General features: G+C 70.8%; 19 protein-coding genes and 1 pseudogene. 15 read left to right on the forward strand and 5 right to left on the reverse strand.

Going from position 1 to position 22,373, the window contains the following annotated elements; translation table 11 throughout:
• Window position 1 precedes the first annotated feature (1 nt).
• Genes ACF1FZ_RS31715 through ACF1FZ_RS31745 form a run of 7 tightly spaced genes read left to right on the forward strand, consistent with a single transcriptional unit; the run spans window position 2 to window position 9,846 of the window.
• Window positions 2-1,567 carry an ABC transporter substrate-binding protein gene (locus ACF1FZ_RS31715; RefSeq protein WP_391776830.1) on the forward strand — a complete coding sequence of 522 codons (1,566 nt, stop codon included), beginning with the start codon at window positions 2-4 and terminating at the stop codon, window positions 1,565-1,567.
• Complete coding sequence (locus tag ACF1FZ_RS31720; protein WP_391776831.1) at window positions 1,552-2,529, forward strand: ABC transporter permease; 978 nt, start codon at window positions 1,552-1,554, stop codon at window positions 2,527-2,529. The genes ACF1FZ_RS31715 and ACF1FZ_RS31720 overlap by 16 nt, the downstream gene beginning before the upstream one ends.
• On the forward strand, window positions 2,526-3,341 hold the full coding sequence (locus ACF1FZ_RS31725) for an ABC transporter permease (protein ID WP_391776832.1): 816 nt from the start codon (window positions 2,526-2,528) through the stop codon (window positions 3,339-3,341). Before ACF1FZ_RS31720 ends, ACF1FZ_RS31725 begins: the two co-directional genes overlap by 4 nt.
• Window positions 3,338-5,062, forward strand: coding sequence for an ABC transporter ATP-binding protein (locus ACF1FZ_RS31730; protein ID WP_391776833.1), 1,725 nt, complete (start codon window positions 3,338-3,340; stop codon window positions 5,060-5,062). Before ACF1FZ_RS31725 ends, ACF1FZ_RS31730 begins: the two co-directional genes overlap by 4 nt.
• On the forward strand, window positions 5,052-6,431 hold the full coding sequence (locus ACF1FZ_RS31735; protein WP_391776834.1) for a class I SAM-dependent methyltransferase: 1,380 nt from the start codon (window positions 5,052-5,054) through the stop codon (window positions 6,429-6,431). Before ACF1FZ_RS31730 ends, ACF1FZ_RS31735 begins: the two co-directional genes overlap by 11 nt.
• Window positions 6,428-7,834, forward strand: coding sequence for a class I SAM-dependent methyltransferase (locus ACF1FZ_RS31740; RefSeq protein ID WP_391776835.1), 1,407 nt, complete (start codon window positions 6,428-6,430; stop codon window positions 7,832-7,834). Before ACF1FZ_RS31735 ends, ACF1FZ_RS31740 begins: the two co-directional genes overlap by 4 nt.
• The gene (locus tag ACF1FZ_RS31745) at window positions 7,834-9,846 is read left to right on the forward strand and encodes a condensation domain-containing protein (protein ID WP_391776836.1); all 2,013 of its coding nucleotides are present in this window, start codon (window positions 7,834-7,836) and stop codon (window positions 9,844-9,846) included. The genes ACF1FZ_RS31740 and ACF1FZ_RS31745 overlap by 1 nt, the downstream gene beginning before the upstream one ends.
• A 46-nt stretch (window positions 9,847-9,892) precedes the next feature.
• Here the strand turns inward: ACF1FZ_RS31745 and ACF1FZ_RS31750 are convergent, their stop codons facing one another.
• A complete protein-coding gene (locus ACF1FZ_RS31750; RefSeq protein WP_391776837.1) occupies window positions 9,893-10,813 on the reverse strand; it encodes an NAD(P)/FAD-dependent oxidoreductase in 921 nt (306 codons plus the stop codon).
• Between the two features lie 217 nt (window positions 10,814-11,030).
• Between ACF1FZ_RS31750 and ACF1FZ_RS31755 the strand changes: the two genes are divergently transcribed.
• The gene (locus ACF1FZ_RS31755) at window positions 11,031-12,125 is read left to right on the forward strand and encodes a saccharopine dehydrogenase NADP-binding domain-containing protein (protein ID WP_391776838.1); all 1,095 of its coding nucleotides are present in this window, start codon (window positions 11,031-11,033) and stop codon (window positions 12,123-12,125) included.
• Window positions 12,088-12,939, forward strand: a complete 852-nt coding sequence (locus tag ACF1FZ_RS31760; RefSeq protein ID WP_391776839.1) for a 4'-phosphopantetheinyl transferase superfamily protein — start codon at window positions 12,088-12,090, stop codon at window positions 12,937-12,939. The genes ACF1FZ_RS31755 and ACF1FZ_RS31760 overlap by 38 nt, the downstream gene beginning before the upstream one ends.
• On the opposite strand, the gene ACF1FZ_RS31765 is transcribed toward ACF1FZ_RS31760, so the two are convergent.
• The 3 genes from ACF1FZ_RS31765 to ACF1FZ_RS31775 form a co-directional block, all read right to left on the reverse strand.
• The gene (locus ACF1FZ_RS31765) at window positions 12,859-13,293 is read right to left on the reverse strand and encodes a hypothetical protein (RefSeq protein WP_391776850.1); all 435 of its coding nucleotides are present in this window, start codon (window positions 13,291-13,293) and stop codon (window positions 12,859-12,861) included. The two genes, ACF1FZ_RS31760 and ACF1FZ_RS31765, sit on opposite strands and share 81 nt — an antisense overlap.
• A gap of 113 nt (window positions 13,294-13,406) precedes the next feature.
• Window positions 13,407-14,741 carry a M14 family metallopeptidase gene (locus ACF1FZ_RS31770; RefSeq protein ID WP_391776840.1) on the reverse strand — a complete coding sequence of 445 codons (1,335 nt, stop codon included), beginning with the start codon at window positions 14,739-14,741 and terminating at the stop codon, window positions 13,407-13,409.
• 300 nt (window positions 14,742-15,041) lie between these two features.
• Window positions 15,042-15,203 carry an integrase gene (locus ACF1FZ_RS31775; RefSeq protein ID WP_391776841.1) on the reverse strand — a complete coding sequence of 54 codons (162 nt, stop codon included), beginning with the start codon at window positions 15,201-15,203 and terminating at the stop codon, window positions 15,042-15,044.
• Between the two features lie 8 nt (window positions 15,204-15,211).
• Here ACF1FZ_RS31775 and ACF1FZ_RS31780 point away from each other — a divergent pair, with 8 nt between their 5' ends.
• The 3 genes from ACF1FZ_RS31780 (at window position 15,212) to ACF1FZ_RS31790 (ending at window position 17,678) form a co-directional block, all read left to right on the forward strand.
• Window positions 15,212-15,475, forward strand: coding sequence for a hypothetical protein (locus ACF1FZ_RS31780; protein ID WP_391776842.1), 264 nt, complete (start codon window positions 15,212-15,214; stop codon window positions 15,473-15,475).
• 583 nt (window positions 15,476-16,058) lie between these two features.
• On the forward strand, window positions 16,059-16,772 hold the full coding sequence (locus ACF1FZ_RS31785) for an AAA family ATPase (RefSeq protein ID WP_391776843.1): 714 nt from the start codon (window positions 16,059-16,061) through the stop codon (window positions 16,770-16,772).
• 387 nt (window positions 16,773-17,159) lie between these two features.
• The gene (locus ACF1FZ_RS31790) at window positions 17,160-17,678 is read left to right on the forward strand and encodes a cupin domain-containing protein (protein WP_391776844.1); all 519 of its coding nucleotides are present in this window, start codon (window positions 17,160-17,162) and stop codon (window positions 17,676-17,678) included.
• 44 nt (window positions 17,679-17,722) lie between these two features.
• On the opposite strand, the pseudogene ACF1FZ_RS31795 reads toward ACF1FZ_RS31790, so the two are convergent.
• Window positions 17,723-18,214, reverse strand: a pseudogene (locus ACF1FZ_RS31795) (aldehyde dehydrogenase family protein); the annotation flags it as partial.
• Between the two features lie 633 nt (window positions 18,215-18,847).
• Between ACF1FZ_RS31795 and ACF1FZ_RS31800 the strand changes: the two are divergent.
• The 3 genes from ACF1FZ_RS31800 (at window position 18,848) to ACF1FZ_RS31810 (ending at window position 22,247) form a co-directional block, all read left to right on the forward strand.
• Complete coding sequence (locus tag ACF1FZ_RS31800) at window positions 18,848-19,387, forward strand: GNAT family N-acetyltransferase (protein ID WP_391776845.1); 540 nt, start codon at window positions 18,848-18,850, stop codon at window positions 19,385-19,387.
• 569 nt (window positions 19,388-19,956) lie between these two features.
• A complete protein-coding gene (locus ACF1FZ_RS31805) occupies window positions 19,957-21,195 on the forward strand; it encodes a ParA family protein (RefSeq protein ID WP_391776846.1) in 1,239 nt (412 codons plus the stop codon).
• Entirely contained in the window at window positions 21,192-22,247 is a 1,056-nt protein-coding gene (locus ACF1FZ_RS31810) for a ParB/RepB/Spo0J family partition protein (protein ID WP_391776847.1), read from the forward strand. The genes ACF1FZ_RS31805 and ACF1FZ_RS31810 overlap by 4 nt, the downstream gene beginning before the upstream one ends.
• The last annotated feature ends 126 nt before the right edge of the window (window positions 22,248-22,373 follow it).

Consider the following 22,373-nt stretch of genomic DNA (forward strand, 5'->3'; position numbering starts at 1 on the left):
GATGCTCCCAAACCTCCGCCCCCACCGCTCCCGCACGGGCAGAGCCGCCATCGCCGTCACCACGGTCTGCGTGCTGACGCTGAGCGGCTGCGGCTCCTCCGAACCGGCCGACTCCGCCGGCAAGCCCTCGACCTCCGCCCCGGCCGACGGGGGCACCCTGCGGTACGCCGCGGCGGGATCACCGGCCACCGCGAGCGACGACCCGCACGGCGGACTCGGCAACGAGTCCGACGTACTGCGCTTCGCCCTGACCTACGACGTCCTGACCGTCCCCGGCCAGGACGGCTCCGCGAAACCGCGGCTCGCGGCCTCCTGGAAGCCCAACAGGACCATGGACCGCTGGACCTTCACGCTCCGGGAGGACGCCGAGTTCACCGACGGCAGCCCCGTCCGGGCCGACGACGTGCTGTACTCCCTGCGCAGGATCGCCCGGAAGGCGGCGGAGAACTACGGCCGGCTCGCCGACTTCGACATGAAGGCATCGAAGGTCACCGGCGACCACACGCTGGTGCTCGCCACCCGCGCCCCGATGGCCGACGCGCCCAAGGCCCTGGAGTCGATCAGCTTCGTGGTGCCCGAGGGCAGCGAGGACTTCACCCGCGCCGTTCCCGGCTCCGGACCCTTCGAAGTCGCGGACAAGGGAGCCCAGACCGCCGTCCTGACCCGTAACAAGCAGTGGTGGGGCGAGCGCCCGCACCTGGACCGCATCGAGATCCAGGCCGTCGCCGACCCGCAGACCCGCGCCAACGCCGTCACCGCCGGCCAGGCCGACGTGGCGGGCAGTGTCAGCCCCGCGGCCGTGAAGAGCGCCGGCGGGTCGGGCGGGACCCAGGTGGTCACGCGCGACGGCGTCACGGAGTACCCCTTCGTGATGCGCCTGGACACCGAGCCGTTCGACGACCCGAAGGTCCGGGAGGCGTTCAAACTGGCCGCCGACCGCAAGGCACTGGTCGACACGGTGTTCCTGGGCTACGGGAAGATCGCCAACGACCTGCCCACCCCCTACGACCCCTCGACGCCGAAGGACCTCCCGCAGCGCACCCGCAACATCCACAAGGCCAGGGAACTGCTGGCCGAGGCAGGACACGAGGACGGACTGAGCGTCACCCTGCACACCACCACCTCGTACCCCGGCATGGACACCGCCGCCACCCTCTACGCCGAGCAGCTCTCCGACATCGGCGTCACGGCGAAGGTGAAGGTCGAGCCGGCCGACACCTACTGGACGGCCGTCTACGCCAAGAAGGCCTTCTACACCGGCTACTACGGAGGAATCGGATTCGCCGACCTGGCCCGCGTGGGCCTGCTGTCGAAATCCCCGACCAACGAGACGGCCTGGAAGAGCGAGGACTTCGACAAGGGCTTCACCCGGGCCATGGCGACGTCCGACGGCTCCCGCCGGGACGGGCTGCTGGCCGGAATCCAGCGCGACCTGTGGAAGGACGGCGGCTATGTCGTCTGGGGCACCGGTGACGGCCTGGATCTGGCGGCACCGGGGGTCCGCGGGCTGCCCGACGGCCCCGGGTTCCAGCGGATGTTCATCGACCGGGCGTGGATGACGAAGTGATCACCCGCCTCGCCGGGCGTTCCCTGCTGACAGCCGTGGCGGCCACGGCCGTCGTCTTCGCGGCCACCGAACTCCTTCCAGGGGACGCCGGTGAGCTCAAGGGCGCCGGGCGGGCCACCGAGGCGGACCTCGCAGAGGAACGCGAAAGGCTCGGCCTGGACCGGCCCGCCCCGGTGCGCTACGCCGACTGGCTGTACGACGTCCTGCGGGGCGACGTGGGCCACTCGTTCGTCAGCGGCCGGCCGGTGGCCGAGATCCTCTCCGAACGGCTGCCCGCCACCCTCGTCCTGGTGGCGGCGGCCCTCCTGATCACCGCGGTCATGACCGCTCCTGCCCTGGTCGTCGCCCACCTGCGCGGTGGCCGGGGCGGGGCGCTGGCCACCGGCCTGGCCGCCGTCCCGCAGCCCGTCCACGCGGCTGTTCTCGGTGCGGTCCTCGCCGGTCTGCTGGGCTGGCTGCCGCCGGTCTCGCTGCTGCCACCGGGCGGATCACCCCTCGCCGCGCCGCAGGCGCTGGTACTGCCGGCGCTCACCCTCGCGATCCCGTCGGCCGCCTTCTCCGTCGTCCTGTTGCGGGGAACGCTCGACGACGTACTGCGCCGCCCCCACGTCGTCGACGCACGACTGCGCGGGCTGCCCCCCGTACTCCTCCTGTACCGCCACGTGCTGCCCTTCCTGCGGGTCCCCGCCCTCCACCTGGCGGCTCTGCTGGCCGGCGGACTCACTGCCGGAACCGCGCTGGTGGAGACGATGTTCGGCTACCCCGGCACCGGCCAGCTGCTGGTGTCCTCGATCGCCGTACGGGACATCCCCGTCGTCCAGAGCGCCGCGCTGCTCCCGATCGGGGTCCTGCTCCTGGGCATGTTCCTCGCCGACCTGCTCACCCACCGGACGGCCGCTCCGGCACCACGTCCGGGCGAGCGGAGCCGGCCGGCCTCATTCCTCACCGGTGGTGCCCGATGACCCCGACCCTCCGCCGGCCGGTCCTTCCACGCGGCACCGTGCCGCTCGCCACCGGCGTCCTCCTGCTCGCCCTCGTCCCCCTGGGGCGGTTCGTCACACCGTTCTCGCCGCAGGAGCACGTCGCACAACCCTGGGAGCCGCCCGGCGGCCGGACCCTGCTGGGCACCGACGCCCTGGGCCGGGACGTGCTGTCCCGGGTACTCGCGGGCGGTACCCAGCTGATGGCGGTGTCCCTGTCCGCCGCGGCCGCCGCCGTCGCGTGCGGGACCGCGCTCGGACTGATCGCGGGCTGGACCGGCGGGCGTACGGCCCGCGCGGTGCACCGGCTGTGCGACCTGCTGCTGGCCGTGCCCGCCCTGATCCTCGCCCTCGTCCTGGCGGTCGCCCTGCCCGGTGCCACCGCCGTCGTGGCGGCCTCGCTCCTCAGCGGTGCGCCGCTGACGGCCCGGGTCGTCGCGGCTCAGTCGGCGCACCTGCGCGAGCGCGGACACGTCCGCGCCGCTGTGGAGCGCGGCGAGCGCACCGCAGCCGTGCTCACCCGCGAGGTCCTGCCCGCGCTGCGCGGGCTGGTCGCCGCCGACGCCGGACTGCGTCTGGTCACCGCCCTCCAGATCGCGGCGGCCCTCGCCGTCCTGGGCCTGGGGCCCCAGCCCCCCGAACCCGACTGGGCGCTCATGCTGAACGAGAACCTCCCCGGAGCCGCCCTCAACCCCATGGGACTCCTCGCCCCGGCCGTTCCCCTGGCCGGCTGCGCATGGGCGCTCGCCGCAGCGGCCCGCTCCCTCGCCCACCAGCCGAAGGACACCGTATGAGCACGCGGAACCGGCCCCCGGCAACCGACGACGCGCCACCGCTGCTCGCCGCCGGCAGGCTCGCGGTCCACCGGCCGGCGGACGGCGCCGTCCTGCTCGCACCGGTCGACGTGCGGATCGGTGACGGTCAGGTCCTGGCCGTCACCGGCCCTTCCGGGGCAGGCAAGAGCACGCTGCTGCACGCCCTGCTGGACGTCCTGCCGCGCGGCCTCGACCGCTCGGGCGGCACGGTGTCCTGGCAGGGGAAGCCCGTGCCGCGGGGCCGGGACGCCCGCCGCTGGCGCCGTCGGCACTGCGGACGGCTGGGCCAGGACCCCGGCGCCTCCCTCCACCCCCTCTGGAGTGTCGAGCGCCTGATCGGCGAGGAACTCCACGCCGATCGCAGGGCCAGGGCGGAACGCGTGCACACACTGCTGGAGACGCTCGGCCTCGCCCCGCATCTGGCCTCCCGGCGCGCCGGTGAACTCTCCGGCGGCCAGGCCCAACGGGTAGCGCTGGCCAGGGCGCTGGCTGCCGACCCGGAACTGCTCGTCCTGGACGAGCCGACCTCGGCCATGGACCGGGCCACCGGGGACCTCGTCATCGAGGCCGTACGCTCCCACCGGGGCAGGCCCGGCCGGTGCGTCCTGCTCGTCACCCACGACGCCCGCCTGGCCGCGGAACTCGGTGACACCACGCTCCACATCGAGTCCGCCGTCGGGATGCACACCGGGTCCGTCGAGGACGGGGCAGGCCCCGGGCCCGCCGAGACCGCAGGGCCGGGGCCTGCCCGCGCGGTACGGACCTCGGCACGCACCCGCCGGGCGGCCGTGGACTCCCCGCGACACGCCGCCGTACCCGAGACGCGCGTCATCGGACCGGAAGAACCCCCGGCGACGCCCGCCCCCCTCACCGGACTGCGGACGTCCGCCCGGATTTCCCCGCCTCCGGTCGTGCCCCGGGGCAGCAGCAGCGCACCAGCCGGTTTCCCACCCGCCGGGGGCTCGCCCTCGTCCCCGGTACTCGCCGCCCGCGGTCTGCGGCTGACCACTCCTGACGGGACCCCCCTCCTCGACGCCTGGGACCTGGAACTGGCAGCCGGCGGCTCCGTCGCGGTCATGGGGTCTTCCGGCAGCGGGAAGACCACGCTCCTCCACGCCCTGACAGGGCGGCGGGCTCCCGCCGCGGGACACCTGCTCCTGCACGGCGCGCCGCTGCCACCGGAAACCCGGCGACGCGAACGGGCACAGCTGCGGGCCCTGCAATTCGTGGGCCAGAGTCCGGTGGGGGAACTGAACCCGGCCCACCGGGTCGGAGGGGCGGTGGCCCGGCCCCTCACCGTCCTCCACGGACTCGACCGGCACGCCGCCCGCGAGCGGGCCCGCGAGCTGATCGGCGCCGTGGGGCTTCCCCCCGGGCTCTTTGACCGCAGGCCCCAGGCGCTCTCCGGCGGCCAGCGCCAGCGGATCGTGCTCGCCCGGGCCCTGGCGGCCCGGCCGGACGTGCTGCTTCTGGACGAGCCCACCGCCTCCCTCGACCCCGCTTCGGCCCGCACGGTCCTGAACCTGATCGACCGGCTCAGGAGCGAAGGACTGGCGGTCCTGACCGCCACCCACGACCCCAGGGCGGCGATCCGCGCAGACCGGGTCCTGCACCTCACCGGACGCCGGCTCGTCCCGGCATCCGTCACCTGCCACGACGGCACGACCGACCAACGAACGGAGACCCCAGGTGCCCGATGACACCACCGCCCGAACGACCGCCGAGGTCGCGGACCTGGTGAACGCCCACCCGTGGGTGGCCAGGGTCCACACCTCCCCTGACGGCGCGCTGCTGGTCACCCCGGCCACGAGCGCCACCGCCGTCTCACCCCCCGGGCCGCTGCTGCAAGAACACCTGGAGCAGTGGACCGAGGTCTACGAATGGGTCTACGAGACAGCAGACGGGCGGCACTCCGACGACCTGGACCTGTCGGGCTGGCGTTCCTCCGACACCGGAGAACCGCTGCCCGAGGCGCACATGCGTGACTGGGTGGACCGCACCGCGGCGCTGGTCGCCGCGCAGCACCCCCGCCGGATCCTCGAACTCGGCTGCGGCTCCGGCCTGCTCGCTTACCGGCTGCACGGCCGGCTGGAGGGATACGTCGGAACGGACGTGGCCCAGGTGGCCGTCGACCGGCTGGCCGCGGCCGCCATCCCGGGCACCGCGTTCGTCCGCGCCGCCGCGCACGAAGCGGACTGCGCACAGGTACGCGAGGCCACGAACCGGGTCTTCGGGACGCACACCCGGCCCGACTGCGTGCTGCTCAACTCCGTCACCCAGTGCTTCCCGAACCTGGCCTACCTCACGGAGGTGCTGCACGGGGCGATCGCCGCCGTCGAAGACGGAGGCACGGTCGTCGTCGGCGACAACCGGCACGCCGGCCTCCTCGAGGAGCACTTCGGCCGGCTGGAGCGGCTGCGCAACCCCGACGCGGACGACGCGACCGTCGCGGAGCGGGCCACGGCCGCCGCCGCCGCGGACGAGGAACTGTCCTTCACCCCCGCCGCCGTGGCCGCGGCGGCCGCCGCCCAACCGCGTCCTGTACGGATGAGCGTGCACGCCCGCACCATGGCCGAGGACACCGAACTCACGCGTTACCGGTACGACATCGTCCTGCACGTCGGACCTCCGGCCGACGGCAGGGACGCCGGTGCCGCCGCACCCGTACGCCGCCGGCACTGGGACGCCCACCGTACGGAAGGGCTTTCCGCCGGGCTGCGCACGGCACTCGCCGACCGGCCCGTCGTCCTGACCGGCATTCCCAACGCGCTCCTCGTCGACGCACCCGGGGCGGTGACCCCGCACGCGCTGCGGCAGGCGCTGGGCGACACGGACGCCGCCGTCCTGCTGGACGCCGCCGACCCCCGGATCCTGGCCGTGGCGGTACCGGCCGAAGCCGCCCCTGTCGAGGTCCGGGACATCCCCGCGCCCCGCACCGGCCCGGTGGCCCACGAACCGCTGCCAGCCTTCGTCGCCCGACGGCTGCCGGAAGTGCTGCGCGACCACGTACGACGGGCCCTCCCCGCCACCACCCCTCCGAGGATCACGATCGCGGAGGAGACCGCATGAGCGCCCCCGCCCCTGTCGTGACCGACGTCCTGGCCGGCCTGCCGCAGGTACGGGACTGGCAGTTGGTGCCCGGCGCCGAAGGGGACACCCTGTTGGTGGCGGGAACTCCTGCTGCGGGGGACGGGAGCTGCCCCGAGGACACCGCGGACGCGGTGTCCGCCGGCGACGCGGCCGTGAAAGGCACGGACCTCACGGCTCTGCCGGCGCTGATGGGCCTGCTCGACGAAACCGCACTGCTCGCCATGGCCCGGGTGCTGGACCGCGCGCGTCTCTTCCGGGACGGAGGAACCCACGACGCAGCCGAAGTCGTCGCGGCACTCGGCACCGTGCCCCGGCACGCCTGGATCGTACGGCGCTGGCTGCGCACGCTGGTGGAGGAGAACCGGCTCCGGCAGGACCCCGGGAGCGGCCGCTACCACTCACTGACCGCCCCCGGCCGCCAGACGTACGCCGCAGCCCGCCGCACACTCGACAAAGCGCGCGAAGGGCTCGACTACCCGCCGTCGATGACCCGGTTCTTCCTCGCGGCCGCCGACCGGCTGCCGCTGCTCCTCCAGGACCGGGCCGGGCTGCAGGAGGTCCTCTTCCCGGACGGTGAGACCACCACCGCCGAAGGAAACTACCGCGACAGCACCCCCAGCCGCTGGGTCAACCACGCGGCCGCGGAACTCGTGGCCCGGGAGGCCCGCCGCCTTTCCGGGAGCCGGCCGCTGCGGGTCCTCGAAGCGGGCGCCGGGGTCGGGGCAACCACCGGCGCCGTCCTCGACGCCCTGGGCGACGCCCCGGTCGACTACCTGTTCACGGACGTCTCCCGCTTCTTCCTGCGGGCGGGCCGCGACGCGTTCGGCGAACGCCCCGGTCTTCGCCGCGCCCTGTTCGACGTCAACGCGGACCCGGTCGCCCAGGGGCTCCTCCCCGCATCCCAGGACGTGGTGCTGGCCGCCAACGTCCTGCACAACGCGCGGCACGCCGGCCAGGCCCTGGCAGCCCTGCGCGAACTCCTCGTGCCCGGCGGACTGCTCGTCCTCGTGGAGTCCTGCCAGGAGCACTACCAGGCCCTCACCTCGATGTACCTGCTGATGTCGCCGCCGGCCGGCGAGGACGCCTGGTTCACGGACCTGCGGAAGGGCCAGGACCGGGTGTTCCTCACCGGTGACGAGTGGACGCGGCAGCTCGACGCGGCCGGTTTCCGGACGTTGCCCGTCCTTCCGGTCCCCGGCCACCCGCTCGCCGTCTCGCTCGGCCAACGCGTCATCGCGGGCCGGGCCCGCCCCGGTCCCGGCCGCCCCGACCCGGCAGCGATCCGCTCGGCACTCGCCGACGCACTGCCCCCGAACTCCCGCCCCGTACGCGTCCACGCCGTGGACCGCGTCATCCGCACCACCACTGGAGAGTCCCGCTGATGTCCCCCACCCCCTCCGACGCCCCCTCCGTCCCGGCCGCTCCCGGCGAACTGGTCGAAGCCGTACGGACCGTCTGGGCCGCCGTGCTGGACACCGACCCCGCCTCCGTACCCGAGCAGGTGAGCTTCCTCAGCCTGGGCGGTGACTCGGTCCTGGCGGTCCGCATGGCCGCGATGCTGCGCAAGCGACTCGGGGCGGGACTCGCCCTGGCGGACGTCCGGGTCGAGCACAGCGCCGCCCAGCTCGCGGCCCTGATCCACGAGCGGTCCAGCGGTACCGGCGCACTGCGGCCACTGCCGCTGGACCTGAAACGGCGCGAGGACCTGGACGCGCCCTTCCCGCTGCTCCCCCTGCAGCAGGGGTACTTCGTCGGCCAGCAGGGCGCCTGGGAACTGTCCTACGAGTCGGCCCACCACTACGTCGACATCGGTCTGGTCGACATCGATCCCGACGAGGCGCCTGAAGCCCTCCAGGACGCACTGGAACGCCTCGCCGAGCACCAGGCCGTGCTGCGCGCGCGGATCCTCCCCGACGGCCGGCAGAAGATTCTGCCCCTGGACGACCCCGAGGCGATCCCGCAACTGCGGGTGAACGACCTCCGGGCGGCCGACAAGGACACGGTCGAGGCCGAACTCGCCCGCATCCGTCACGAGATGAGCACCCAGGGCCCGGACCCCGCCCAGGGCTGCGGCCTCGACATGCGGCTCACCCTGCTGCCCGGCGACCGGGCGCGCCTGCACTCCTCCACCAGCCTCCTGATCATCGACGGCTGGTCGTCCGGGGTTTTCTACCGCGACCTGTTCGCCCTGGTCTCGGACTACAACGCGGTACTCGCCCCACTGGACATCGACTTCGGCGACTACGCCACGACTCTGCGGGACCTTCCCCGCACCGAGCAGTGGCGCCAGGACCGCGACTGGTGGTGGGATCGCCTCGACGGCTTCCCGCTGCCGCCCGCCCTTCCACTGGTGGCCGACCCCGCCGAGGTGCGCCCGGCCCTGATGGGCACCCGCCAGGCCGTACTCGACCCCGAGCGCTGGGCGGCCCTGCGCCGCCTCTGTACGCAGCACGGCGTCACCCCCTCCGCGGCGATGTTCGCCGTCTTCTCCGCGGCGATCTCGCGCGCGTGCGGACACCGTCGTTTCCTCCTCAACACCCTGCAGCTCAACCGGCTGCCGCTGCACCCCGACGTCCCGCGCCTCGTGGGCGCCTTCTCGTCCACCGTGCTGCTGCCCGTCGAGCTCCCGCGGACAGTGACCTTCGCGGAGTTGGCCTCCCGCGCGCAGCAGGATCTCGGCGACTCCCTGGCGCACAACCTGATCACCGGTGTGGAGGTCTCCCGGGAACTGGGGCGCCGCAGGGGTACCCGCCGTCCGGTGGCCCCGGTGGTCTTCCAGTCCACCCTCGGCGTGGACGCCGCGCTGGGCAGCGAGGTGCCGAGGGAGGCGGGCCCGCTGGGGACGATCGATCTGCTGAGCCACCACCAGCAGCTGCGGACCCCGCAGGTGGCCCTGGAGGTGCGGCTCTTCGAGCTCCGCGGCGAACTCGTCGTGGTGTTCTCCCTCGTGGAGGAGCTGTTCGCCGCGCAGGACGTCGACCGGATGTTCCAGGACGTCATGTACGGCGTGGAGTCCCTGGTCGAGGAGGAGGGCTGGTCCGCGCGGGTCGAACTGCCCGACGCCGCCGACGCGCCAGGCACGGCGGAGGACGGCACACCGGCCGGCAACCGCCTGTCCGTACCCACCGCCCCGCAGGGGTCCGGCGACGAACCCGGCCCCCTCCGGGACGAGGTGGAGCGAGCGGTCGCCGCTGTGTGGGAGACCCTGCTCGACTGCCCCGTACAGGAGCGCACCGCTGACTTCTTCGCACTCGGCGGGGATTCCCTGCTCGCGGTGCGGATGCTTGGTTCCGTGGCGCGCGAGAACCTCGGCAGGGTCACCCCGCGCCGCTTCCTGGAGCGGCCGACGGTGGCCGGCCTCGCCGACGCGCTGGGCGCTGCGGACGCACGGTGAGCGAACCGCGGCGGGAGGCGGGGGGCGCCCCCGCCGCGGGGAGGCGTCAGCCGTTCAACCCGGCGTCCTCACGGAAGAGCTCCTGGTCCAGCCAGACCGCCGCCCGCGCGCCGTCCGCCGCCCCGGTGACCACGAACGTGAGCGCGTCGGGCAGCGCCTCCAGCCGGGCCATGTCACCCGCGGCGTAGACACCGGGGACAGTGGTGCGCTGGAACTCGTCCACGCGCACGCATCCGTCCGGCAGCGTCCGGCAGCCCAACTGCTCGGCCAGATCGGAGTGCTGTCGGGTCGGCGCCCGGTGGTACACGGCCTGGCGCTCGACGGTGCGCCCGTCGTCGAGCACCAGCCGTACGGCTCCGGCCTCGCCCTCGATCCGGGTCACCTGCGTATCGATCACCGTGATCCTCGCCGCGGCGAGCTTCACCGCGGCCGGTTCCGGCACGGGGTGTCCGTCGGTGAAGACGATCACGTCGTCGCTGAACCGGTCTGCCAGGTACAACGCCTGCATGATCTGCGGGAGCTCGCGCCCCACCACACCCAGTGTCAGTCCGGTGGTTTCCCAGCCGTGGCAGAACGGACAGTGGTAGACCCCGCGGCCGAACAGCGCGGACAGGCCTTCGACCTCGTCGAGCACGTCGACCTGCCCGGTGGCGAGGACCAGCTTGCGCGTTCGTTCGACCGAACCGTCGGCCATGGTGAGGACGAAGGCACCGGACTCGCCGGCGGCGCCCGCCACGGCCCCCTCGCGGAACTCCACGTTCGGATAGGTAAGAAGCTGCTCCCGGCCGATCCGGCGCAGTTCGGCGGGGGAGGATCCGTCCCGGCTGAGGAACATGTGCATCTCCTGCGCGGGGGCGTTGCGCGGACTGCCCGCGTCGAGCACCAGCACCTTCCTGCGCTGGCGGCCCGACACCAGTGCGGCGTTGAGACCCGCGGGCCCTCCGCCGATCACGGTCACGTCGTACATCTTCGTGCTCCCCTCGCGATGTTCCGGCCGGGGCAGGTCGCGATCGGTGCGGACCGGCGACCGGGCACCCGGCGCGAACAAACTAATTGATAATAGTTACCATTTTCATTATATGGGCAGGGGGGTGTCCGCGCCCACGGCGCGAGCCCCGAAGCCCGCACGCACATCGCCACGTGAAGCCCTCCCCGGGCAGCACGAAGAGAACGGAGAGAACCGGATGACCTTCACCCAGGCCATCGGCGTCATCGGTGGTTACGGAGCAGTGGGCAGCGCGGTGGTCCGTCGCCTGCACCGCGCCGGCGTCGGTCCGCTCCTGGTCGCGGGCCGCGACCCTGCCCGAGCGGACACCCTGGTCGAGGAGGTGCGGGCCACCGGGAAGGGGCACGGGATCGAAGCCGCCACCGTCGACCTCACGGACCTCGGTTCCCTCGACGCGTTCGCCGCACGCTGCCGCTTGGTCGTCAACTGCGCCGGTCCCTCCTACCGCGTCCTGGACGCGGTCGCCGGGGCGGCGTTGCGGCGCGGCGCCGACTACGTCGACGCGGCCGGGGACGACCCTGCACACGCCCGGCTCCACGCGGATGGCGGGGAGCGGCGCTGGACCGACGCCGGACGCACCGCGGTCTTCTCGGCGGGCGCGCTCCCCGGACTCTCCGGACTGCTGCCCCGCGCCCTCATCGCCGGCGCCGCCGAGCCCGCGCGACTGGATGCCTACCTCGGTGGAGTGGCACCGCTGACTCCTGCGGCCGCCGGGGACGTCCTGCTCGGCCGCGGCCCCGAGCACGGGACCTCCGCCGCTGCCTGGGAGAACGGCCGGATACGGAAACGCGCCCTGGAGCCCCGGCGCGGTGTGCGACTCGACGCCTTCCCGAAACCGGTCGACGCCTACCCCTTCCTCGCCACGGAAGCCGCCAGGCTCGCCGCCGCCACCGGTATCGGCCAGGTCCGCTGGTACACCGTCTTCGGCGGTACCCGCTTCCCCGAAGAACTCACGATGGCCTGGGCGATGGACAGCGACGACACCGCAGACCTGGTGGCCGCCGCCGAGGAGGACGTCAAGCGACTCGGTGCCTGGTACGGCCAGGAATTCCACGTATGGGAACGGACCGGGGACGGACCGCCCGACAGGTCCCTCGTACTGCGCGCCCCGGACTCCTACGAACTCAGTGCCTTCCTCACCGCACTGGCATCCCGGCAGGTGCTCGCCGGCTCCGTGCCGCCGGGCGTGCACTTCGCCGCGGACGTCCTCGATCCGGCCCGTACGGTCGAGTCGCTTGCGTCCGACCCGGCAGCCGAGCTGGAGATCAGGTGATTACCGCCCTGCTTCCCGCGGACGTGGCGGTGGTGACGCCCTGGGGTGGCGTGCAGGGCGCCCCGGTACCGGCCGGCGGGGAAGGGCCCGGCCCGGCGCGCCCGTAGAACGCCGCCAGGAACACGTAACGGGCCGCCTCTGCGCCCGCGAGACGCTCGGACTGCCGGGACACCCGCCGCTCCCGCCGCCCCCGGGGCCGCGCCGTGCCCCGCGGTGGCCCGCCGGTGCGGCCGGGAGCGTCACCCACTGCCGGGGGTTTCGCGCAGCGACCGCCGACAGGCGGACAGAGGTACGGGCCCTGGGGGTCGGCGCCGGAGTCGTGCGGGACTTCCCTTCCGGCATCCGCTCGGAGATCGCTTCGCCCGCAGAGCGGTCCGCCCTGGATGTCCGATACCGCACGCGCGCGGATCTCCCGTGGTACTGCGTGCTGTTCAGCGCGAAGGAGGCGGTGTACAAGGCGCGGTTCACGCAACGGGGAGGCGTTGTCACGTTACGGGGTGTGTGGGTCCCTGACGGTGTGCCGGGATGTGGTGGGGGCCGGATTCCGGGCCGGTGTCAGGCTTCGGCGGGCTGGCCGGAGGCGCTGGTGATCTGGTCCCGGATCACGGAGCGGATGGCCGTCCCGGCTCGGTGGCCAGGGCACTCATCAGGTGGCGGCGGGGCCGGAAGCGGGGTGGGATGCCGCTGGACGCGGCCAGGAACCACTGGATCCCGCCGACGCTGCGGAAGCCTTTCATCGCCCTGTTCCCGTATTGCCACGGCGAACCGACATGTGGCGCTGAGCGACTGCACGGGGCCGTGGTCTCGCCGCTGAAGGGCAGGGAGCCGGGCGCCTGAGCCCTCCCCGGGTGAAGCGCCGCAGGACCTGCTCGGCCTCGGCGGCGCCCAGGCGCGGGGCGGTGGTGTACTTCACGATCTGGTCGTACTGCTGGGCGTTCAGATCCCGGTCGATCGTCTTGACGGAGAGCACCGGGCCCAGATTCGGCCAGTTGTCGTCCTGGCCGCCGGCCGGTACGGCCGCGCGGAGCCGATGTCCTTCAGCCTCGGCATCAGCTCGAAGCTTGCCGGGCCGGGCGCCGAACTTTCGGCTGTCGGAGGCGCGCGCGGTGCCCGTGCCCCACCACACCTCCTCCCGGGACAGCCCGCTGCCCTCTTCCCGACCGGGCAAAAAGCCGGCCGGGAAGAGGGCAGCGGCATCTCTTGGACTTCGTGTCCGAGCCGGGCTGCGGCGAACCGCAAGCCGGCCCTACGCCGGTGGAAACCAGGCACCGGCGGCCGGCGTCAGGCGCAGTACTGCTGCTCCTTGCCGATCGAGCGGTACATGCAGTCCGCGTTCTCGATCAGTTGGAGCACCGCGTCGCGGTTGCGGCTGGTCTCGCGCTCGATGACCTCGTCGGGCGGGTAGAAACCGCCTCCGCCGGTGCCGCCGGGGTACATCTCGAAGGTGTATCCGAAGATTTTCTGGTTGCCCCACAGCCAGTCGTCGATGGAGCCGTCGGTGATGTAGAGGTCGCTCGACTGCTCCGGCGTGTAGCCGTTGCTGGCGGCCATCTTCCGGCCGACGGCGGCAAAGGCGTTGCGGTCGTCCTGGGTCAGGCCTGGTGCCGTGTCGGCGCTGGTGTAGCCGAACGGCCAGAGGACCAGTTCGCTGTACGTGTGGAAGTCGATGCCCGCCCTGATCTGCTGCTTGCCGCCGACCACCCGGGAGCGCACGAAGTCGGCGACGACCTTCACCTCGGGCGCCGACTCGGCCGACGGCCCGCGGTAGGTCTCCGAGCTCGTCGAGCCCGAAGAGCCGCCGCAGCAACCCCACTTGAAGTTCCAGTTGCGGTTCAGGTCCGTGCCGACGTACGACGAGCCGGCGTTGGGTTGCCGGTTCTTGCGCCAGCTGCGGTAGGAGCCGGAGGCGATGTCGTACTCGCCACCGTCCGGGTTGAGGTCCGGCACGATCCAGAGCTCACGGCCGTTGACGGCGTCGGTGATCCGGGAGTCGGACCCGTAGCCCGCGCCCAGCTCTCGCAACAGGTACAGGGCCATCTCGACGGTGAGGTGCTCACGGGCGTGCTGGTGGTGCGTGAAGAGGACCTCGGGCTCGTTCTCGTCGGTGACGACATTGTCGCTGACCTTGATGGCGATGATGTCCCGGCCCTGGTACGTCTTGCCGATGACCCGCTTGCTCATGATGCCCGGGTACTGCTGGAGCCGCTGGTTGATCTCCGTGTTCATCTCCGCGTAGTTGTGGTAGCGGGAGTCGGCGGAGGGGAAGTCCATCGGCTGCACGGCCCGTCCGCCGCTCCGGTCGGGCGGCGCGGGCAGCGCTTTCAGAGCGTGGCCGAGCGCCCGCAGGCGGGCGGCCTGCCCGGCGTTGGCGCTGACGACGACCGAGTGGTCGTTCGCCTCGTCGACGGAGACGCCCGTGGCGATGAGAGCCGTCCGTTCGGCGGCGGTGTCCGGGCCGTGGATCTCGTACTGCCGGATGACCTCCTCGCCGGCCGCGACCGGTGTGGTGGCGGGCGCGTCCGGGGTGGTCGCAGTGGTGGCGAGCGGGACCGCAACGGCGAGCGCCAGTAAGGCCGTGAGGGTGGCGGACCTTCTGCCGCGTGTGCGAAGTCGCATGCTGTCTCCTGGGTGGGGGCACGGGGCTTCCCGTGCGAAGCATGGTGCAGTTATGGCATGGACTCGTCAAGAGAGCCGCTCGGGCCACGATCCGCCCCGTGTTTCGTGGTCACCGATCACAGCAGCTTCCGGGGGTGCCAGGTCCATTCCGGGGCTTGATCGACAAAGACCTCCGTCCTCTCCGGCCGGACGAAACGTTGGCTCGAAAGGAGCGGCGGTATCTGTGGAACTTCTCTGGGACGTCACGCCGACCGCGGGCCGCTGTGAGCTGCGGTCCGGCCGGCGCTGCCCGGGCCGAGGCTACGTGAAGATCGCGTCGAGGGCGGCAGCGCCTCGCGCGCCCGCACGGGGCAGAAAGCGGGAGTACTTCCGCAGGGTGAATCCAGGATCGGAGTGACCCAGCCCGTGTGCCAGGGAGACAAACGACGCCCCGGCCTCCAGCACTCCGGAGGGCGCTGTCACGTGGTGGAGTGTGTGAGTGCCTGACGGCGGGGCGGGGGTCCGGCTCCGCGCCCAGGCCGCTGCGGGCGGCCGTCGACGCCGGTGGTCTCGCCCCGGATGGCGAAGCGGACGGCCGTCTCGGCTCGGTAACCGGGCGCCTACCCGCAGCCGATCCCGGCACCGGGGTCAGCGCCGACGGTGACCCCGGCGAGGTCGTCGGGCGCCTGACCGACGTGGTCGACAACTACCGCGTCGACACGGACGCCCGGGCACTCTCCCCCAAGCAGGCCTGACGGCCGGGCCGATGAGGCAGCACGACCGTGCGATGAAGGGGTTCCGCAGTTCCTGTCCGCGGCCAGCGGGATCTCACCCCGTTCGGTGGTAGTGGATCGTGAAGGCTGAGCATCTCTACCTCACGAAGAGTGAGACCGGTGCTCCGGTCTGGATGTTCCGCGGCGGACAACACCGCACCGGTTCCCCGGCCTTGTCGCGCCGGACTCTCACGACCAGACGCCAAGTCGATCGGCCGATCGGTCGATCCCGGGAAGGCCGGCTGCGGGAACACAGGCCTGCTGTTTCGTGACCGAGGGCCTGTTCGTCGCCGTCATGACTTACCGTCATCACCGTATGTGAGACAGAGCCGTTCGATTGTCAGGCCCCCAGGTCGGCCAGGGCGTTCCGGTCGGCGAGGTACAGGGGTTGGCGCATTCCCCCGGCTCGAAGGTGCAGAGTGCAGCTCGGAGGCATGGAGAGCACCGGCGTGCAAGGCATGGGACGGCCGCGTGACCAGCCGGAGTCCCGGCAGCAAGAAGTGCGAGGCGCTGGCCCCGCTCCACAGAGCACGTACGCTTTCCCGGTCCGGGTGACACTGGTTGCATGATTATCGAACGTGCGTATGCTCATCTCTCCTCGTACGACGAGGAGAGCTGGCCTTGGTCGGTACCCTGCGTCCGGCAGTTGCTCGACGAGGGGCTGCGGTTCACCGCACCGGTGACCTTTCTGGTCGGTGAGAACGGCTCGGGAAAGTCGACCGTGGCCGAGGCGCTGGCGGAGGGGTTCGGTCTCGATTCCTACGGCGGCTCCCACGACTGGCGCTACGCTTCCCCGCGCGGCAGATCGGCCCTTGGCGAGCGCATGAAATTCGACGCCGCCTCGGGTCGCGGGCGCCGTATGGCCGCCGACTGGTCAGCCCGCAAGGGCTTTTTCCTGCGCGCCGAGACCGCGCTGGACGCCTTGGACAGGGAAGGGCTCGCGCCGGACCACGTCAGTCATGGTGAGGGTTTCCTCGCGGCGTTCCGCAGGAAGTTCCTCCACGCCGGACTCTATGTTCTCGACGAGCCGGAGGCAGCGCTTTCCTTCTCCTCGTGTCTTGAGCTGATCGGACACATCGACCGGTTGGCCAAGGAGGGCGGCCAGGTCATCTGTGCCACGCACTCCCCGTTGCTGACCGCACTGCCGGGCGCGGACATCATCGAGGTCGGTGAACACGGTATGCGCAGGGTCACCTGGCGGGAGCTCGGTGTCGTGGATCACTGGCGCCGGTATCTCGCCGACCCGCACACCTATCTGCGGCACATCGTCGAACCGTAGGCGGATCCCCTTCAGCCTCGGCAGCAGGCGACGATGCATGCGAGCGCAGAGACCACGATGCGGCACCGCCGCGCCACCTTCTGCGGCCCACACCCCCCTATCAGTTCGGCCGAACCCCTATGGGCACTCCCCTTCACGTCCAGCGTCCGAATGCCTGCACCGAGCGTAGGAGTGCGGGCATTCGACGCCGGTGCCCGGGCACCGGTCCTGCCCGTGGGCGCTGTCTGCCGGGGCCCTGTGGTGTCACGGGCAAGTCGAGGTCAGCGTGCCCGGGAAGACCTGGTCACATCCTTTTTTCAGGTACAGCAGGCACAGGCACGATCGGTCTGGCGTGTCCCTCTTCATGAGCGCAAGCTGGTAGGTAAGTGAACGAAGGGAGCCGGAATCATGATCACCGATCCCAATGGCCTCCTGGTGCTCAATCCCGGCGAGGGGGAGAAGACCGACCTCGGCGGCCTGGGCGTCGACTTCAAGGTCCGGGGCGACACCACCCGTGGCAGTCTTTCCCTCGTGGAGCACCCGATGGAGCCCGGACGGCTGGTGCCTCCCCACGTGCACGAGAACGAGGACGAACTGTCGTACGTCCTGGAGGGTACCTTCGGGGTGAGAGTGGGCGACCGGGTCGCCACCGCCGGGCCGGGTGCCTATGTGTTCAAGCCACGCAGAGTTCCGCACACGTTCTGGAATGCGGGCAGCGAGCCTGGAAGGCTGCTGGAAATCATATGGCCCGCCGGGTTCGAGCGCTTCTTCGAGTCGCTGGGAGAAGTGGCGGAGACGGCGAACAGTCAGGAGGAGTTCGAAGCGCAGCGCGCCGAGTTGGGAGCCCGCTACAACCTCGGGTTCCTCCCCGACTGGGCCGACGAGCTCAAGAAGCAATACGGGCTCAAGCTCCTCGGCGAGCCGTGAGCTGAGCTTCCGACCCACCTACTGGCGGGTTCTGGGCACACCTCGCGGGTGTCCGGGTCGAGGCCGGACCCGACGGTGACGGTCCTGGCGGGCTCGGCGAGGGCTTCGCCGGCCTGGGCGTAGAGGCGCTCGACCGTCATGCAGACCTGCCCGCGGTTGCGGAAGGCGGCCCGGAACAGCCGGTCCGCGATCCGGTTCACGTCGACGTCGTCCAGCAGGACGGCGGCGTCGTTGCCGCCCAGTTCCAGGGTGACCCGGGCGAGCGAGGCCGCCGCCGGTTCGGCGACGGCCCGCCCGGTGGGCACCGAGCCGGTGAAGGGAATGTGGCAGGTGCCGAGGTGGGAGGCGAAGCGGGCGCCGGACAGGTCGCGGCCGGTGACGACGGTGAGCATGTCCTGGGGGAGGGCGGCGGCGAGGGGAGCCGGGCAGCCGGGTGGTGAGTGGGGCGGCGAGGGGGACGGTTTGAGGACCACGGTGTTGCCCGCCGCGAGCGCGGGCGCGAACTTCGCCGCCGTGAGCTGAAGCCGAAGACGCCATAGCTGTCACGCAGCTCCTCGCCGACCATGCTCGTTTCGGTCATATATAGCTTTACACACAAAGCCGACCCGCAATATCGCCCCCTGTGCGCCCGATCTTCGACCTCCTGGTGTGATGGGCCATTGAACCCCTTGAAAGGCTGTCAGATCGACGCACAGAGGGGTTCCGGCGACTGCAGCCGCGCCAATGACCCAAGATGAGGGCACCAAGAGCCCTTCAGGAAGTCAGTGGGGTGTGCGGCCACACGGAATCTTCCCGGTCGCTCACCGGCCGGCTGCCTGAACGTGGAACTGCTCGGCTTTCCTGTCGCTGCCACACAGGCGGGGCCGCGAAGCCGAGCCATGTGTTCGCGTTCCCGGGCAGGGTCCAGCTCGCTCCAGGCACACGATGAGACGAGGTCGAGAACCGCCTGCCGGTCCCGTGCCGAGACCTCGGGGTACCAGGACATCTGCAAGGAGCCCACCCGATCCGGGTCGAAAATTTTTTGACGTCATCCCACAGCAGATCAGCCGCCCCGCCCGCCACGCACTCCCTTACGACCCGGTCCGCGATTGAGGTCGCGGTGGGTTCGGCAGTTCAGGTTGAGATGCCCATGTGCCTGTTCAGGGCAGGCGGACTGAGATACTCCGGACATGGATGCCGGGGCGATGGGGAGCGGTACGCGATCGAACATAACGGTGCCCGCACGGCCCGCGCCGACGCACACCACGGGCTGGGTGCTGCGTTCTGCGGCGGAAGCGGACATCGAGGTAATCGCGGAGTTGCGAGCCACGGTGATGCGTGCGGACTTGGAACGCCTCGGGCGCTACGACGAGCACCGGGTACGGCAGCGGTTGCGGGAATCCTTCTCCCCGCAGCACACGTCGATCATCATGATCGACCGTGAACTCGCAGGCTGCGTCACGGTCCGGCCCTCCGAAGGCAGACAGTGGCTGGAGCACTTCTACCTTGCTCCGCACTATCAGGGCCGAGGGCTCGGATCCGCTGTCTTGCGCACGGTCCTGCACCGGACCGACGCGCAGGACATCACCGTGGCCTTGAACGTCTTGCAGGGCGGTGCTGCCCGTCGACTCTACGAGCGCCACGGGTTCGTCGTGGAAGCCCAGGACCGGATCGACGTCTTCATGATGCGCCCGCCGGGGGCGATGGCGAGTACTCCTGTGGAAGCCTGACCTGCGGCGGTGCGACGTCTCGACCCGGTCCGTGAGGCGGTCTTCTGCGGCCGTGACGTGACAGGGGCTGCACGGGTTCTTCGAATGTGACCAAGAAGTGGGCCCGTGCGGCCTTGTCCCGTCCTGCCTTCTGCGGCGTCTCCCGTGCTCATCTCGGCGATTTGATCGAAGAGCTGGCAGACCCGTGGCTGGCGCGGTGCGAGTCGGCACTGCATGAGCGGCGCGGTGCCGCGCGGCGGCCGGCGCCGGCCCGAAGCACGTCGTTAGGCGCGGGCTCATGACCGCAAGAGCGTGGCGCCGTCGCAGGTTCACTGCCGGGACGAAGAGATCACCCTTCAACTGCTGCGCCGTGGTGCGGGACTTCCGCCGAGACCGCTGTAGGAGGTGAGGCGCCTCAGGTCCGAGCGGCGCGTGGACGAGACCCTTCTTCGGGAGCAGCCTCCGTCCGCAAAGTGTCTCGGGGCTGAGCTGGAGACCTTGGGGCCCTGACGGTGTATTACGACGTAATAGTTTGCTTTGCTAGCGTGCCGATGCTGTACATGATCTTACGCGTTAGTAAGGTGTCCATCATGACTTCGCCCTCCCCCGGTGGCAACCGTGAAAAGGTCGTCTCCAAGATCCCCGCCACGCTACAGCTCGACCTGAAGATCAGGGCCGCCCAGCATGGCATTGACATCCAGCACGCCGTCGAGGCCGGTATCGAGGCGTGGCGCGGCCTCGGTGCCAACCTCTCCCCCATCGACACCTCAGGCGCCAAGTCCTTCTCGACCTTCCTTCCCGAAGGCCAGTGGGATGGCTTCCGTACTGACTGCTCGTCCCGCGGTGTCTCCCTCATTCAGGGACTGGCCCAGTCCGTCCAGATGTGGCTCGAGACCAACCCCGCCCCCGCAGTGGTCCGTCCCGAACATCCGCGGCGGATCATCGTCTGCAACCAGAAAGGCGGGGTCGGCAAGACCGCCGTCACCGCCGGCACAGGCGAAGCACTCGCCGAGGATGCCAACCAGCTCCACCCGGTGCGCATTTCCAAGCATTTCGCAGCCGCTCTCTCCGAAGAGGACAGTTCCCCGCTCCACTACGAAGACCTCCCCGGGCTCGGCCTGCGTGTCCTGCTCGTCGACTTCGATCCGCAGTGTCACCTCACCAAGCAGCTAGGGCAGGAGCCATTGCCGATCGAGGGTGACAGCCTCACCAAGCACATGGCCGGAGAAGCCAAAGGGCTGCTCCAGGACCTCATCGTGCCGATAGAGGACGCCCGGTTCGGCGACCGTCTGCACCTCCTGCCGGCCTGCACCGACGCCTTCCTCCTGGACGTCAAGCTCTCCGGCGTACGTGCCCGTGAAGCAGCCCTGGAAAGGGCTTTGGCCGCGGTCGAGGACGACTACGATGCCATCCTCATCGACTGCCCGCCGAGCCTCGGTCTGAGCATGGACGCCGCCGCCTACTACGGGCGCCGCCGTCCGGGCGAAGCACCCGGAAGCTCAGGCGTCCTGGTCGTCGTCCAGGCCGAAGACAGCTCCGCTGACGCCTACGGGCTTCTCACCACGCAGATCGAGGATCTGCGCACCGACATGCACCTCGAACTCGACTACCTCGGCATCGTCGTGAACCACTACGACGCCCGCCGCGGCTACATCGCCACCTCGTCCCTGGAATCGTGGATGGACATAAAGGATCCCCGGGTCGTCGGCGTCATCGGAGACCTCAAGGAACAGAAGGAAGCGGTACGGGTGAAGCAGCCTCTCCTGGCCTACTCCCCCCGCTGTGACCAGGCCGTCGGCATGCGGGCACTCGCCCGGGAGATTTCATGAGCAAGGCAGACAGGCTCGGGGCGGGAACCTCGTTCGGACAGACGAAGACCATCAGCGCACGCCGTGCAGCGATCAACGCCGTCGCCGCCGCCCCTACGGAGGGCGCGCCACCACCGGTCAAGCTCCCTGTCGACAAGATCAGTCTGAACCCGGACAACCCGCGATCTGAACTCGGTGACCTGACGGATCTCGGTGCCAGCCTCCGGGACCACGGCCAGAAGACAGCGATCAGCGTCATGGGCAGGTTCGCCTACCTCGAGGGCAACCCGGGGCGCGACGAGGACCTTGAGCCAGGTACCAAATACGTCGTCATCGACGGCAACTCCCGTCTCGCAGCCGCTCGTGAAGCAGGCCTGACCGAGATCAAGGTAATGCTCGACGACGAACTGGGCAGCAACCCCGACGAGATACTGGAATCGGCTCTCGTCGCCAACATCCACCGCCAAGACCTCGATCCTCTTGACGAGGCCAAGGCACTTGAACAACTGCTCAAAGTGCACGGCACGCAGGAGGCCTTGGCGGTCCGACTGCACCGCTCACAGGGCTGGGTCTCGCAAAGGCTCGCGCTGCTGGGCCTCACCCCGGAACTGAAGAAGAAGCTGCAGGACGGTGAGGAATCGGCAGCGCTGCTCCGTCGAGTCGGAAAGAAGAAGGCCGAAGAGCAAGAGGAGCACCTGCTGCGTCTGAAAGCGCAGGAGGCGCAGCAGGCTGCGGACAAGAAGCGCCTGGCCAGGGAACGGGCCGACGGCACCAGCCCGCAGGGCAAGAAGCAGGAGCCATCGGTTGCTGAGCAGACAGCCGAGAAGCCCGCGCCGACGAAGCAGAGTCTCAGTGGCGACAAGGCTTCCGGCAGTGACTTGCCAGCCCCCCGGGATGCGTCTCGACGTTTGAGCCGGCTTCCGTCGCAGGATCCCGAAGTGCTCACAGAGCTGATCATCACCGAGCTCGACGTCCCGACGCGACGGAAGCTCACCGAGCTGCTCGTGGACTACAAGATCGAGGAATCCATGAGGATGCGAGCCGAGCAGGGCGATGCATCTGACGGGCAGTAGGTCCTTTTCGTGATGGCGCCGCCCGCCCCCCGGGGGGTGCCTCTATGTCGTTCGTCAAGACGGTGCCGTCGGTTTTGGGGTTGTTAGTCGTGTTCATGCGGCGAGGGTGACGGTGGGGGTGCGGGG

This window comes from Streptomyces sp. NPDC014623, assembly GCF_043088245.1.
Taxonomy (GTDB): domain Bacteria; phylum Actinomycetota; class Actinomycetes; order Streptomycetales; family Streptomycetaceae; genus Streptomyces.